This window comes from Streptomyces sp. NPDC049597, from assembly GCF_040675505.1.
GTDB lineage: Bacteria > Actinomycetota > Actinomycetes > Streptomycetales > Streptomycetaceae > Streptomyces.
Genome location: NZ_JBFAOY010000017.1, coordinates 84,278 through 97,301, shown reverse-complemented (window position 1 = coordinate 97,301; position 13,024 = coordinate 84,278). Strand labels below are relative to the sequence as shown.

Below are 13,024 nucleotides of genomic sequence, written 5' to 3'. Positions count from 1 at the left end.
CGATCCTGCCGGGAACGGCGGCGCCCGGCGATTACCGTGAGGTAACCGCCGGGCAGCCGCGCGCGTGCCTCAGATCGTCGCCGCGTCGATCACGAAGCGGTAGCGGACGTCGCTCGCGAGCACCCGCTCGTACGCCTCGTTGATCTGGTCGGCCCGGATCAGCTCGATCTCGGCCCCGAAGCCGTGCTCGGCGCAGAAGTCGAGCATCTCCTGCGTCTCGCGGATGCCGCCGATCATGGAGCCCGCGAGCGTCTTGCGGCCGCCGATCACGGAGAACAGGTTGAGGGAGACCGGCTCCTCGGGCGCACCGACGTTGACGAGGGCGCCGTCGGTCTTCAGCAGGCCCAGGTACTTGTCGAACGGCAGCGGCGCGGACACGGTCGACACGATCAGGTCGAAGGTGCCGGCCAGCGCCTCGAACGTCGCCTCGTCGCTGGTGGCGTAGTAGTGGTCGGCGCCCAGCGCGAGGCCGTCGTCCTTCTTGCGCAGCGTCTGGGACAGCACGGTCACCTCGGCGCCGAGCGCGTGCGCGATCTTGACGCCCATGTGGCCCAGGCCGCCGAGGCCGACGACGGCGACCTTCTTGCCGGGGCCGGCGTTCCAGTGGCGCAGTGGCGAGTACAGCGTGATCCCGGCGCAGAGCAGCGGCGCGGCCTGGTCGAGGGACAGGCCCTCGGGAATGCGGACGGTGTAGTTCTCGTCGACGACGATGTGCGTGGAGTAGCCGCCGTAGGTGGGCTCCCCGTTCTTGTCGAGCGCGTTGTACGTGGCGGTCCCGCCCCCGGTGCAGTACTGCTCCAGACCCTGCCGGCAGTACTCGCACTCGCGGCAGGAGTCGACGAAGCAGCCGACGCCGACGCGGTCGCCCACCGCGAACCTCGTGACGCCGGGCCCGACCTCGGTGACCACGCCGGCGATCTCGTGGCCCGGGACCATCGGGTAGATGCCCTTGCCCCAGCCGTCACGGGCCTGGTGGATGTCGGAGTGGCAGATGCCCGCGTACTTGATGTCGATCAGGACGTCGTGCTCACCGACGGCGCGGCGGGGGACGGTCGTGCGCTCCAGCGGCGCGCCCGCTGCGGGAGCGGCGTATGCAGGGACAGAGGAAACGTTCGTGGTCATGGCCCCAAGCCTGTCCGGTCCCGAGGCGGCCACCCAGCCCCCTGTTGTGCCTACGTCCGCTGTGCCTACCACTGGCAGGGTCAGGACGATCGGACCGCACCGTCGCGCGAGCCGGAATACTTGCCGTATGGACCAGCGTGCCGAACTCAGCGAATTCCTCCGGTCCCGGCGGGCCAGGCTGAAGCCGGGGGACGTCGGGCTGCCCGATTTCGGACGTCACCGGCGGGTGCCGGGACTGCGCCGCGAGGAGCTGGCGCAGCTGGCCGGGGTGTCCGTCGCGTACTACACGCGTCTGGAGCAGGGCAACGGGCAGAACGTGTCCACGGAGGTGCTGGGCTCCATCGCTCGTGCGCTGCGCCTGACGGAGACGGAGCACGCGCATCTGACCCACCTGGCGAAGCCGAAGGCCAAGAAGAAGCGGGCGGCCGCGGCCCGGCCGCAGAAGCTGCGGCCCCAGCTCCAGCAGCTGATCGACGCGATGGAGACGGTGCCCGCGCTGTTCCTCGGGCGGCGGCTGGACATCCTGGGGTGGAACCGGATGGCCCGCGCGCTGCTCGGCGACTTCGCGGCCATGGCGCCGGAGGAGCGCAACATGGCCCGGTTGGTCTTCCTCGACCCGAACGCCCGCTCGCTGTACGCCGAGTGGGAGTGCAAGGCGGTCGAGGTGGTGAGCGTGCTGCGGCTGTGCGCGGGCTGCTATCCGGACGATCCGCAGCTGTCGGCGCTGGTGGGCGAACTATCCGTCAAGAGCGAGGAGTTCCGTTCACTGTGGGCGGCGCACACGGTGCAGGACAAGGGCCACGGCATCAAGCGCCTGCACCATCCGCTGGTGGGCGAGCTGACGGTGGCGTACGAGACGCTGAGGTTCCCCGACGACCACGACCTCTCCCTGCTCACGTACCACGCCGAGCCGGGCAGCCGCTCGGAGGAGTCGCTGCGGCTGCTGTCCGGCTGGGGCGTGGACGAGGTGGTGGACGCGGACGCGCGCTGAGCGGGGTCACTCCCGGAGCGTGGCCTGGAAGTAGCCGGCCGTCCGCTCGCGCCGGTAGCCGAGGCGTTCGTTGACGGCCAGCATCGGGCCGTTGTCGTCGGCGACGGTGGTGCCGATCTCCCGCACGCCGGGGCACGCCGCGGCGACGGCGCCCATCATGTGGTGCTTCACGGCTGTCCCGAGGCCGCGCCCGCGGTGGGCGGGGACGACGACGGTGTCGTACTGGAGCGCTCTGGTGGCCGAGGGATCGCGCAGGACGAGCTCGGTGTAGGCGGCGACGGTCTCCGCTCCGTGCGCCCCATGGAGGACCGCCGAGGACAGGATGACGCCGCCGCGGTCCTCCACCACCTGGGCAGCGGCGCGCACGCGTGCCGCGTTCCAGGCGCGCGGGGCCTGGTCCATGTCGCCGGTGGGCGCGTCCCGCATGGAGTCGTGGGCCTCGGCGAAGGCGTCGGCCAGCCGGTCGGGCACCACACCGGTCCAGTGCGCGTAGGCGTATCCGTCGGGCAGGACGGGCTGCGCGGGGCGGGCGGCGAGGGCGTCGGGGACGTTCTGTACGTACCAGCCGAGCGGGAGCACGTTCTCGAAGCCGAGGCCGCGGGCGAACGTCTCGCCCCGGCCGCCGTGTTCGACGACGGTGGACACGGAGGCCCGCCCGTCCCCGGCGAGTTCCGCGCGGGCGGCCTGCCACAGCGCGGCGCCGGTGCCCCGGTTCCTGGCGCGCGGGTGCACGGCGAGGAGGTCGAGGAAGGCGGTGTGCCGGTTGACGTCCTCGTCGAAGAGCACGAGCGTGGCCACGCCGTCGTACGAGCCGTCGGCGGCGACGGCGGCGAGGTGGACGGCACGGGTGCCGGGCCCGGTGTGGCGTAGCTTGCCCGCGCTCTCGGCCCGGCCGGGCGGGGGCACGGTGGCGGGCAGGTCGTGCGCGTGAGCGGCACGGACGACCTCGTGCCAGGCGTCGACGGCGCGGTCGGCGGGGGCGGCGGGCAGGCGTAGGACGGTCATCCGGTGGACGCTACGGGTCGCTGCGGGCGGCCGCAGGCGAATTTCCGCCGCCGGTCCGGGGACGGCTTCGGGGCCCGGACGCGGCCCTGGGCGGACGCCCCGGGCTCGTGGCCCCGGGCGGATTCGGGGGCCCGGACGTGGCCTCGGGCGGACTCGGGCCCGGGCGCGGCCCCGGAGCGGATTCGGGGGCCCGGACGTGGCCTCGGGCGGATTCGGGGCCCGGGCGCGGCCCCGGGCCCGGACGCAGCTCAGGCGGACTCCGGGCCCGGAACCGGCCCCGGGCGGGCTCGGACGGGAGCCGCACGCGGAAGCGGCGGCCCCGACTCCGGGTGCCGCCGCTTCGTGGTCGTGCGTGGTCGTGTACGGGGTGCGGATCAGACGGCGGAGCCGGCCTTCCACTGCGCCCAGTCCATGTTCCAGCCGTTCAGGCCGTTGTCCGGCTTGATGGTGGTGTCCTTGGAGTTCTTCACGATCACGACGTCGCCGATGAGCGAGTTGTTGTAGAACCAGGCAGCCGGCTGCTTGGGGTCGTTCGCGCCCTTGACGTCGTTGAGGCCGACACAGCCGTGGCTGGTGTTGGCGTTGCCGAAGACGGAGTCGGCGCCCCAGTAGTTGCCGTGGATGAACGTGCCCGACGTGGACAGCCGCATGGCGTGCGGGACGTCCTTGATGTCGTACTCGCCCTTGCCGTCGTCGTCGGTGAAGCCGACGGTGGCACCGTTCATCCGGGTCTCCTTGAACTTCTCGGAGATCACCATCTGACCGTTGTACGTGGGGTTCTCCGGAGAGCCGGCGGAGATCGGGATGGTCTTGACCGTCTTGCCGTCCTGCGTGACCGTCATGGTCTTGGTGCTCGCGTCGACGGTGGAGACCTGGTTGCGGCCGATCGTGAAGGAGACCGTCTTCTGCTGGACGCCGAAGACGCCTTCGGAGCCCTCGACGCCGTCCAGCGCGAGCTTCATGGTGACGGTCGAGCCCTCGGCCCAGTACTGCTCGGGGCGGAAGTCCAGACGCTGGCTGTTGAACCAGTGCCCGACGACCTCCTGGCCGCTGCTGGACGTGACGGTGATGCCGGACTGGACGGCCTTGCGGTCGGTGATCGGCTTGTTGAAGTTGATCGAGACCGGCATGCCGACGCCGACGGTGGAGCCGTCCTCGGGCGTGAAGTTCCCGATGAAGCTGTTCGCCGGCGAGACGGTGGTGAAGGACGCGTTCTCGTGGGCCTCCAGGCCCGCGTCGTCCTTGGCCGTCGCGGCGATCTTGTACGTGGTGGAGCGCTGCAGCTGGCCGTCCGGCTTCCAGCTCTTGCCGTCGGCGGAGAGGGTGCCCGCGACGGCCGTGCCGTCCGCCGTGGTCATGGTGACCTCGGTCAGAGTGCCGTCGGTGACGGTGACCTTGGCGGCGTTGTTGATGCTGGCGTTGGTCGAGCCGTTCTTCGGCGAGATCGCTATTCGGGCCTTGGAGACCTCCTTGGCCGCCGCCTCGTCGACCTGGGCCTGTGACGCCTTCGAGCTCTCGGCGCTGCCGGCTTCCTTGTCCCCGCCCCCGTCATTGCATGCGGAAAGCACCAGCACGCCGCCGAGCACCGCGGATGCGGCCATCAGACCCCTGCGCCGCTTGCTGTCCGTCATCACACGCTTCTCCATCGTTGCCGATTCCCCTGACCCTCTTCCATGGAAACCCCCATCTCGGGGCATCCGGTTCCCCATCCGCAAGGATGTGGGAAACACCACTGCCTGGCGGCGTGACCCCCGGCACCCACCTCACCGATGTGATCGACGCTGCTCCCGTCCCGACGGTTGCACGGGTCCCACAGATTCGGTGCGGAAAATTTCCGGGCCCCGGTGCGCCTGCCCGGCGGACCGGGACCCGATGCGTGCCGTCTCGCGGAGGGCCGGCCGCCACGCGTGCCACGGCGGGCGTCCGTTCCCCCCTCCCATCATCCCTCTCGCCGGCCCCGCCCCGGCACACGCCTCCCGTCCCGGCCCGGCGCGCTACGGCCTCCGCTCGTCCACGTCCGCGTCGTCGTACTCGTCGTCCTCGTCGTCCTCGTCGTCCTCGTCGTCCTCGTCACGGAGGCCGTCGAGGTCGTCGTCGAGGTCCCACTCCTGCGCCTCGGGGTCGTAGTCGACCTGCTCGCTGCTCCAGGACGCCTGCGCCAGCTCCACCCCGGGCACCTCGGCGACCAGGTCGAAGGGGTCGACGAGGTACGCGAGGGCCTCCGCCTCGTCCTCGCGCACGGCGGACTGCGCGCGGGTCCGCTCCTCGTCCGGCATGAACTCGTCGGCGTCGATGCGCTCCAGTGCCGCGCCGGTCAGGGCCTCGGAGTCCTCGATCTCCAGCACCAGTTCCACACGCAGCCGCACAAACCGTGATGTCTCAGAAGTCGTCATGGAGCGGAGCGTAGGGTGCCCGGCCGCCCGGGTTTCCCGCGACCCGCTGCTTTCACTAGCATCAGGTCACCCGGCCAATTCCAGGATGCCTCAAGGGGGATCGAGTCCGTGTCCGTCGCACGTCGACCGCTGCTGACCGCCACTGCCGCAGGGACTCTGCTGTGTGCGCTGTGGTTCGTCCCCTCGGCGAACGCCACTGCCGAGAGAGCGGGCGCGCAGCAGGCCGCCACCGGCTCGGCCGCCGACGCGCGGACGTCCGGCGGACAGGAGCTGCGGCTCGCGGAGACCGGCAGCGTGGACACCACCCCGTATGTGATCGGCGGGACGGCCTTCCTCGTGGTCGGCGCCGGTTTCGTGGCGTACTCCGTGCGCCGGAGCGGCGAGTACGCCGTCTGACGCCCACCCGACGCGCCGGAAGGGCCGCTCCGCCGTCGCCGGCGGGGCGGCCCTTCCACTCGGGCGTCAGGCCAGCGGGCCGGTCACCGGCTCCACGGCCGCGACGAGCCTCCCCTCCCGTACGAACGCCTCCGCTGCGTCCAGGTCGGGGGCGAGGAAGCGGTCGGGGCCCGGTCCCTCGACACCGGCCGCGCGCAGGGCGGCGATGGCGGCCTGCGAAGCGGGGGCGGGGGTCAGGTGGCGGCGCAGCTCGATGGCGCGGGTCGCCGCGTACAGCTCGACGGCGATGACGCGCGCCAGGTTGCCGACGGCGGTGCGCAGCTTGCGGGCGGCGGACCAGCCCATGGAGACGTGGTCCTCCTGCATGGCGGAGGACGGGATGGAGTCGGCGGACGCCGGGACGGCGAGCCGCTTCATCTCGCTGACCAGGGCGGCCTGCGTGTACTGGGCGATCATCAGGCCCGAGTCGACGCCGGCGTCGTCGGCGAGGAACGGCGGCAGGCCGTGCGAGCGGTTCTTGTCCAGGAGCCGGTCGGTGCGGCGCTCGGAGATCGAGCCGAGGTCGGCGGCGGCGACGGCGAGGAAGTCCAGGACGTAGGCGACGGGCGCACCGTGGAAGTTGCCGTTGGACTCCACCCTGCCGTCGCGGAGCACGATCGGGTTGTCGACGGCGGAGGCGAGCTCGCGCTCGGCGACCAGGCGGGCGTGCGCCATGGTGTCGCGGCCGGCGCCGGCGACCTGCGGGGCGCAGCGCACCGAGTACGCGTCCTGGACTCGGGGCGCTTCCTCCTCCTGGAAGTGGCCGGTGAGGCCCGAGCCCTTGAGGACGGCGAGCATGTTGGCCGCGGCGGCGCCCTGGCCGGGGTGCGGGCGGACGGTGTGCAGCTCGGGCGCGAGGACCTTCTCCGTGCCGAGCAGCGCCTCCAGGGTCAGCGCGGCGGTGATGTCGGCGGACTTGTAGAGGCGGTCGAGGTCGGCGAGGGCCATGATCAGCATGCCGAGCATGCCGTCGGTGCCGTTGAGGAGGGCGAGGCCCTCCTTCTCGCGCAGCTCGACGGGCTCGATGCCGTGCTCGGCGAGCAGCTCGCCCGCGGGCCGCACGGTGCCGTCGGGGCCCTCCGCGTCGCCTTCGCCCATGAGAGCGAGCGCGCAGTGGGACAGCGGAGCGAGGTCACCGGAGCAGCCGAGCGAGCCGTACTCGTGGACGACGGGCGTGATGCCCGCGTTGAGCACGTCGGCCATGGTCTGCGCGACCTCGGGGCGTACGCCGGTGTACCCGGAGCACACGGTCTTGAGCCGCAGGAACATCAACGCGCGCACGACCTCGCGCTCGACGCGCGGGCCCATGCCGGCGGCGTGCGAGCGGACGATGTTGCGCTGGAGCTGGGCACGGAGCTCGGGGCTGATGTGCCGGGTGGCGAGGGCGCCGAATCCGGTGGAGACCCCGTAGACGGGCTCGGGCTTGGCGGCCAGGGCGTCCACGATGGAACGGGCCTCGGCGAGGGCGGTGCGGGCTTCGGCGGAGAGCTCGACGCGGGCGCCGTCGCGGGCCACGGCGATGACGTCTTCGGCGGTGGTACCGGACGTCCCCACCACGACAGTGTGCATATCCATATTCAGCAGCGTACGGACTGAATCCCAACCTGTCACCAGTCGGCTCGGGACCCGCCCCTCACCGCCTCACGGCTCGCTCCACGGCTCCTGCGCGTCGGCGTCCTCCTCCGGGCGTGCGTCGCGGAAGCGGCGGCGGTCCTGCGCGGAGCGCGGCGGGCTGTCGGCGAGCCGCATGACGGCGTCGTCGCGGCCGGCGACCACGGGCCGGGGCGACCGGGCCGCTTTCGCCCGGTACTGGGCGGCGTCCGCCAGCCGGAACAGCCGCCGGCCCGAGTGGACCTGTCCGATCGGGTCGCCGGTGGACGCGACCCCGCACGCGACCCCCGCCCCGAGCTCCAACTCGCCGGCCCTCACGCACAGTTCGTCCGCCGCCTTGATCACCTCGTCGGCCGAGGGGCCCACGCTGACCAGACAGAACTCGTCACCGCCCAGGCGCGCCGCGAGGGCGCCCGGCAGCATCGCGCCGCACCGTGAGAGCACCGAGCCGAAGCGCTCCAGCAGACGGTCGCCGACCGCGTGCCCGAGTGTGTCGTTGACCTGCTTGAGACCGTTGAGGTCGCACACCACGAGGCTCACCACCGACTCGTCCCTGCGGTGCTGCTCCAGCGCCTCGTCGAGGCGGGTGTCCACGGCCCGGCGGTTGGCGAGGCCGGTCAGCGGGTCCGTGTACGCGAGCCTGCGCACCTCCTCCAGCCGCTCGGTCTGCGCGATGCCCGCGGCCACGACCGAGGCGAGCACGGTGGCGAAGTCGGCGTCCTCCCGGTCGAAGACGGGGGCGCCGAGCGGCCGCGCCACGTACAACTCGCCCCAGGCCCGGCCGTGCAGCACGATCGGGGCCACGACGCAGCAGCCGCGCCTGCGCCTGCGCAGCGCGGCGACCCTCTGGTGGCAGTAGCCGTGCCCGTCGGTGGCCGGCCCGTCCGCCGTCTCGACCCAGGCGTCCGGCTCGCCGCCACCGGCCCACTGCTCGTGCAGGAACTCGGTGATCTCGGGAAAACGGTTCACCGGGTACGTCTCCGACTCGGGGAACTCCTCCTCCCCCTCCGCCCGTTGCCCGGCGTTGACCAGCACCTTGAGCCGGCCCCGCTCGCGCTCCCACACCGAGAGCGCGGCGAAGGCGCCGTCCAGCGCGACGCAGCCGCCCAGGGCCGCCGCCCGCCAGGACTCGCGCGGCGTGTGGGCGGCCGCCATCGCCTGCGCCAGTGCCACCACGGCCCGCAATCGCCGATCCTCAGCCATCTCCCCAGCTTAGGGAGGTTTCGGCCGATTTGATCCCTTGACGCGGGTCACTCGCCGGGCCAGGCGGGCTTCCGCTTCTCGTTGAACGCGGCGACCCCCTCGGCGCGGTCGCCGGAGAAGGCCGTCGCCCGCCAGGCCGCGTCCTCGACCTCGAGCCCTGCGCGCAGGTCGAGTCCCTGCCCGAGCCGCATGGCCTTCTTGGCGTTGCGCAGGCCCACGGGTGAGTTGACGGCGATCCGGGCGGCGAGCGCGAGGGCCTCCGTGCGGGCGTCCGCCGCGAGCATGTCGACGAGCCCCAACTCCCGCGCCTCGGCCGCCTCCACGCGCCGTGCGGTGAACACCAGCTCGGCGGCCCGCGCCGCCCCGACCCGGCGGGGCAGCAGCTGGGTCCCGCCGCCGCCGGGGATCACGCCGACGGAGACCTCGGGCAGGCCGACCACGGCGGTGTCGTCGGCGACGATCACGTCGCAGGAGAGCGCGAGCTCGAACCCGCCGCCGAGGGCGAAGCCGTGCACGGCGGCGACGGTGGGCATGGGCAGCTCCAGCACGCCGGTGTACGCCCCGCGGGCGGTGGGGCGCTGGCGCACGAGGTCGGCGTCGGAGAAGGAGTTGCGCTCCTTGAGGTCGGCGCCGACGCAGAAGGCGCGGTCGTTGCTGGAGGTCAGCACGGTGACGCGCACCTCCCGGTCGCCGGCGAGCGCGTCGCAGGCGGCGCCGATGGAACGGGCCATGTCGGTGGACACGGCGTTCATGGCCTTGGGCCGGTCGAGCACGAGCTCGGCGACGTGCCCCTGCTCGTGCCTGCGGACGACGACGAACTCCCCGAAGCGCTGCTCGGACTCCGACATGACAGCCACCCTCCCGGTTAACGCTGGTTCACTCCGCGCAGCCTAGCGCCCTACGGGTCCGGGCCCGGCACCGAGCGGGTTCTTCACCGCGCCCGGAGAGGCCCCGGGCCACGTCCGACGCCACGGCGCCCGCGCCCGCCAGGCCCGGAGGGCAGCCGGCACCACGGGCGGGTGCCCGACCGGACTCCCGCAGCTGCGGCCGCGGGGGGCGCGTCGTCCGCGCCGCGAGGCGGGTGCCCGACCGGAACCCGCAGACACCCCCGCGAGGAGGCGACCGAACCCAGGCGCGGGCGCATCTGAGTCACGTGGCCCACGCCGCGAAGCCTGCCCAGCAACAAGGGGCCGCCGAGCCCGGCGAGCTGCCCGCGCGGCGAAGCAGGCGCTCGGCTCGAACGCTGGGAACACCGCCGTAAGGCGGTCGCACACGTCCACAGCCGCGCTGGCCGCGCGCCTAGCGTGTTCAACCGAGCTCAGCCCGCCGCACATGGGAGCAGGCCGTACCGGGAAACAGCTGCTTGGCCGGAGTCGCCCAGACACCGAGGAGCCGGGCGCAGTAAGAGCGGGGCCGGGGGGCAGCCCGCGCCGCGAGGCGGGCGCTCAACCGAAAACACCCCGCGAGGGGGTGACCGAACCCAGGCGCCGCACAGGCGCATCTGGAGTCACGCGGCCCACGCCGCGAAGCCTGCCCGGCAAAAACGGGGCCTCTGAGCCCGGCGAGCCGCCCGCGCCCCGAGGCGGGTGCACGACCGGAACCCTGCAGACACCCCCGCGAGGAGGCGACCGAACCCAGGTGCCACACGGGCGCACCCTGGAACCACGCGGCCCAAGCCGCGAAGCCTGCCCGGCAACAAGGGGCCGCCGAGCCCGGCGAGCCGCCCGCGCCGCGGAGCAGGCGCTCGAGCCGAACCCCGGAAGAACACCGCCGTAAGGCGGTCGCACCGAACGCGGCCCATGCGCCGCGAAGCGGGCGCAGCAGGAGCCCGGGCCGTCGGGCTCGGAGAGCAGGCGCTGCAGAAGCGGGTGCGTCGAGCAAGCGCACGGCCCGCGTGCGCAGCCGAAGCGCCGGACGCCGGGGCGTCGGCGGGCCTCGTCAGAGTTTCGGGGAGGGGCGGGGTGGGGGCGACCCTCACGCGGTGGGGCGCCGCGAGAGCAGCCACGGCTCCACCACGCCCAGGCCACGCACCGGGCGCTGCCACATCGGCTGGAGGCCGTAGCGGTAGGGCAGCGGCTCGTCGCTCTCCTTCTCCGCCGCGGCCGCCTCCGCCTCCGACCTCGGCGCGTCACCCGTCCTGATCAGCTCCTCCGCGAACGCGCCGTCCACCAGTACCGCGTCCTTCGGCGCTATCGACGTCAGCCGGCTCGCCAGGTTCACCGTCGTACCGAACACGTCGCCCATCCGCGTCGTGACCGTCCCGAACGCGATGCCCACCCGCAGTGCCGGCATCGTCTCGTCCTGGGTCATCGCGTCGATCAGCCGAAGCGCGATCTCCGCCGCCGTGCGGGCCTCGTCCGCCGCGTACAGGACCTCGTCGCCGAGGGTCTTGATGAGGCGGCCGCCGTGGGCCGCGACCAGGTCCGCGCAGGTCGTCTCGAAGGACTCGACGAGCTCGCCCAGTTCCTCCTCCTCCAGCCGGCGCGTCAGCCGGGTGAAGCCGACGAGGTCCGCGAAGCCGACGGCGAGACGGCGGTCGACCATCTCCTCGTCGTCGGCGGCCTGCACGACCCGGCCGGTCGCCGCGGCGAGCTGGCGCCGCCAGACGTAGACGAGGAACTCCTCCAGCTCGGGCAGGAGCAGCTCGACGAGCGGATACGTGACCTCCGTGCGGGTCATGCCGGGCTCGGGCGGCTCCGTCAGCCCCTCCAGGAAGGAGTCGATCTGCCATTCGGCCAGTCGGGCGGTGGTCTGCCCGGTGGACCGGGCCACCTGCACGGCCATCGGCTCGCTCAGCAGGCCGGCCTCGACCAGACCGGCGAGCCGCCGCAGCGCGAGCACGTCGGCCTCGGTGAGCGCCTTGGCCTGGCCGATGTCGGCGAAGCCCATCGCCCGCCAGAAGCGGGAGGCCAGCTCCATGGAGACGCCCGCGGTCCGGGCGGCCTGGAAGGCGGTGTAGCGCCGCTCGGCGCCGAGGATGAGCTGTTCCAGGCGGATCGCCAGCGGGTCGTCGGTCGGCTCCGCCGTGTGGTCGACCTCGTGGTGCGGTGTCGGATGCACCGACCCGGAGCCGGAGCCCGCACCGGAGCCGGGGCCCCGATCGCCCGCGCCGGAAGTGGTGTCGTCGACGGTCACCACCCGCCTCCTGCCCGTTCCCTGCGCACTGCCCTGCCGATCTGTCGCTCGATCGCCTCAACGATACGGCAGGTGTGCCCCAGCTCACGTCCCGACGACGGACCCGATTCGCGGCCGCCCCGCGGGGCGGCCGCCGAGCCCGCGCGGGGCACGGCGGGGCCGCTTCAGTCCGCCGGCCGCAGATGCACGATGTCGCCCGCGCTCACCGCGATCCGCTCGCCGTCCCCGGCCGCCACCAGCACCACCCGGCCCTGCCCGTCCACGGCCACGGCCTCGCCGGTGACGGAGCGCCCGCCGGGCAGGTCCGCGCGCACCGTGCGGCCGAGGGTCGCGCAGCCCGCCGCGTACGCCTCCTGGACCCCCGACGCGGCCGGGTCGCCGCCGGCCGCGCGCCACTCCCCGTACCAGTGCTCCAGCGAGCGCAGCACCGCCCTCAGCAGGGGGTCGCGGTCGGTCGACACGGCGTTGGCGAGCGCGAGGGAGCCCGCGGTGGGGACGGGCAGTTCGTCGGCGCGCAGGGTCACGTTGATGCCCATGCCGAGGACGACCGCGTCGTCCCCGGCGCGCTCGGCGAGGATGCCCCCGGCCTTGCGCTCCTCGCCGTCGACGGTGACCAGCAGGTCGTTGGGCCATTTGAGGGACATGTCGGTGCCCGCGGACCGGGCGAGGCCGGTCGCGGCGGCGACTCCGGCGAGCAGCGGGAGCCAGCCCCAGCTCTCGGCGGGCACGCTGCCGCCGGGCCGCAGGAGCACGGAGAAGAACAGGCCTGAGCGCGCAGGCGCGCTCCAGGTGCGGTCCAGGCGCCCGCGGCCCGCCGTCTGCTCCTCGGCGACGAGCACCGCGCCCTCCGGCAGGGACGCGGCCCGCGCCGCGAGGTCGGAGTTGGTCGAGCCGGTGGCCGCGACCACGTCGAGCGAGGTCCACAGCGAGCCGGGGACCAGCAGACCCCGGCGCAGCGCGGGGACGTTCAGAGGGGGACGGTCGAGGTCGGACCAGCGGCTTGCGGGCGCGCCGTCAGGCGCATTGTCTGGCGTCATGCAAGCCAGGTTAGGTGTGGTAAACGCCGCACTGCCGAACGGTATCCGCGCCGATACGCTACGAGTCAGTAGCAACGGAACACCTCAATCGA

General features: G+C 73.2%; 11 protein-coding genes. 2 read left to right on the top strand and 9 right to left on the bottom strand.

Translation table 11 applies throughout. From position 1 onward, the window contains the following. Positions 1-69: 69 nt before the first annotated feature. Positions 70-1,122: an NAD(P)-dependent alcohol dehydrogenase gene (locus tag AB0K02_RS20520; RefSeq protein WP_365993885.1), complete on the bottom strand. Its 1,053-nt coding sequence runs from the start codon at positions 1,120-1,122 to the stop codon at positions 70-72. A 127-nt stretch (positions 1,123-1,249) separates the two neighbouring features. Between AB0K02_RS20520 and AB0K02_RS20515 the strand changes: the two genes are divergently transcribed. After that, the gene (locus tag AB0K02_RS20515; protein WP_365993884.1) at positions 1,250-2,113 is read left to right on the top strand and encodes a helix-turn-helix transcriptional regulator; all 864 of its coding nucleotides are present in this window, start codon (positions 1,250-1,252) and stop codon (positions 2,111-2,113) included. A 6-nt stretch (positions 2,114-2,119) separates the two neighbouring features. Here AB0K02_RS20515 and AB0K02_RS20510 read toward each other — a convergent pair whose 3' ends face one another. From AB0K02_RS20510 to AB0K02_RS20500, 3 genes are all read right to left on the bottom strand, one after another. Beyond that, positions 2,120-3,118 (bottom strand): GNAT family N-acetyltransferase, encoded by a 999-nt coding sequence (locus tag AB0K02_RS20510; RefSeq protein ID WP_365993883.1) that lies wholly within the window; start codon positions 3,116-3,118, stop codon positions 2,120-2,122. Between the two features lie 374 nt (positions 3,119-3,492). Further along, positions 3,493-4,764 (bottom strand): Ig-like domain-containing protein, encoded by a 1,272-nt coding sequence (locus AB0K02_RS20505; protein ID WP_365993882.1) that lies wholly within the window; start codon positions 4,762-4,764, stop codon positions 3,493-3,495. A gap of 348 nt (positions 4,765-5,112) precedes the next feature. Then, on the bottom strand, positions 5,113-5,511 hold the full coding sequence (locus AB0K02_RS20500; RefSeq protein WP_365993880.1) for a hypothetical protein: 399 nt from the start codon (positions 5,509-5,511) through the stop codon (positions 5,113-5,115). Positions 5,512-5,619: 108 nt separating this feature from the next. On the opposite strand from AB0K02_RS20500, the gene AB0K02_RS20495 reads away from it, so the two are divergent. Next, positions 5,620-5,907: an LAETG motif-containing sortase-dependent surface protein gene (locus AB0K02_RS20495; RefSeq protein WP_365993879.1), complete on the top strand. Its 288-nt coding sequence runs from the start codon at positions 5,620-5,622 to the stop codon at positions 5,905-5,907. Positions 5,908-5,973: 66 nt separating this feature from the next. Here the strand turns inward: AB0K02_RS20495 and hutH are convergent, their stop codons facing one another. The 5 genes from hutH to AB0K02_RS20470 form a co-directional block, all read right to left on the bottom strand. Next, positions 5,974-7,515, bottom strand: coding sequence for a histidine ammonia-lyase (gene hutH, locus AB0K02_RS20490; protein WP_365993934.1), 1,542 nt, complete (start codon positions 7,513-7,515; stop codon positions 5,974-5,976). Positions 7,516-7,587: 72 nt separating this feature from the next. Continuing rightward, a complete protein-coding gene (locus AB0K02_RS20485) occupies positions 7,588-8,760 on the bottom strand; it encodes a diguanylate cyclase (RefSeq protein WP_365993878.1) in 1,173 nt (390 codons plus the stop codon). A 47-nt stretch (positions 8,761-8,807) separates the two neighbouring features. After that, positions 8,808-9,608 (bottom strand): enoyl-CoA hydratase-related protein, encoded by an 801-nt coding sequence (locus AB0K02_RS20480; protein ID WP_365993877.1) that lies wholly within the window; start codon positions 9,606-9,608, stop codon positions 8,808-8,810. 1,126 nt (positions 9,609-10,734) lie between these two features. Next, positions 10,735-11,895, bottom strand: a complete 1,161-nt coding sequence (locus AB0K02_RS20475) for an adenylate/guanylate cyclase domain-containing protein (RefSeq protein WP_365993875.1) — start codon at positions 11,893-11,895, stop codon at positions 10,735-10,737. A gap of 164 nt (positions 11,896-12,059) precedes the next feature. Continuing rightward, positions 12,060-12,932 carry a biotin--[acetyl-CoA-carboxylase] ligase gene (locus AB0K02_RS20470; RefSeq protein ID WP_365993874.1) on the bottom strand — a complete coding sequence of 291 codons (873 nt, stop codon included), beginning with the start codon at positions 12,930-12,932 and terminating at the stop codon, positions 12,060-12,062. Between the last annotated feature and the right edge of the window lie 92 nt (positions 12,933-13,024).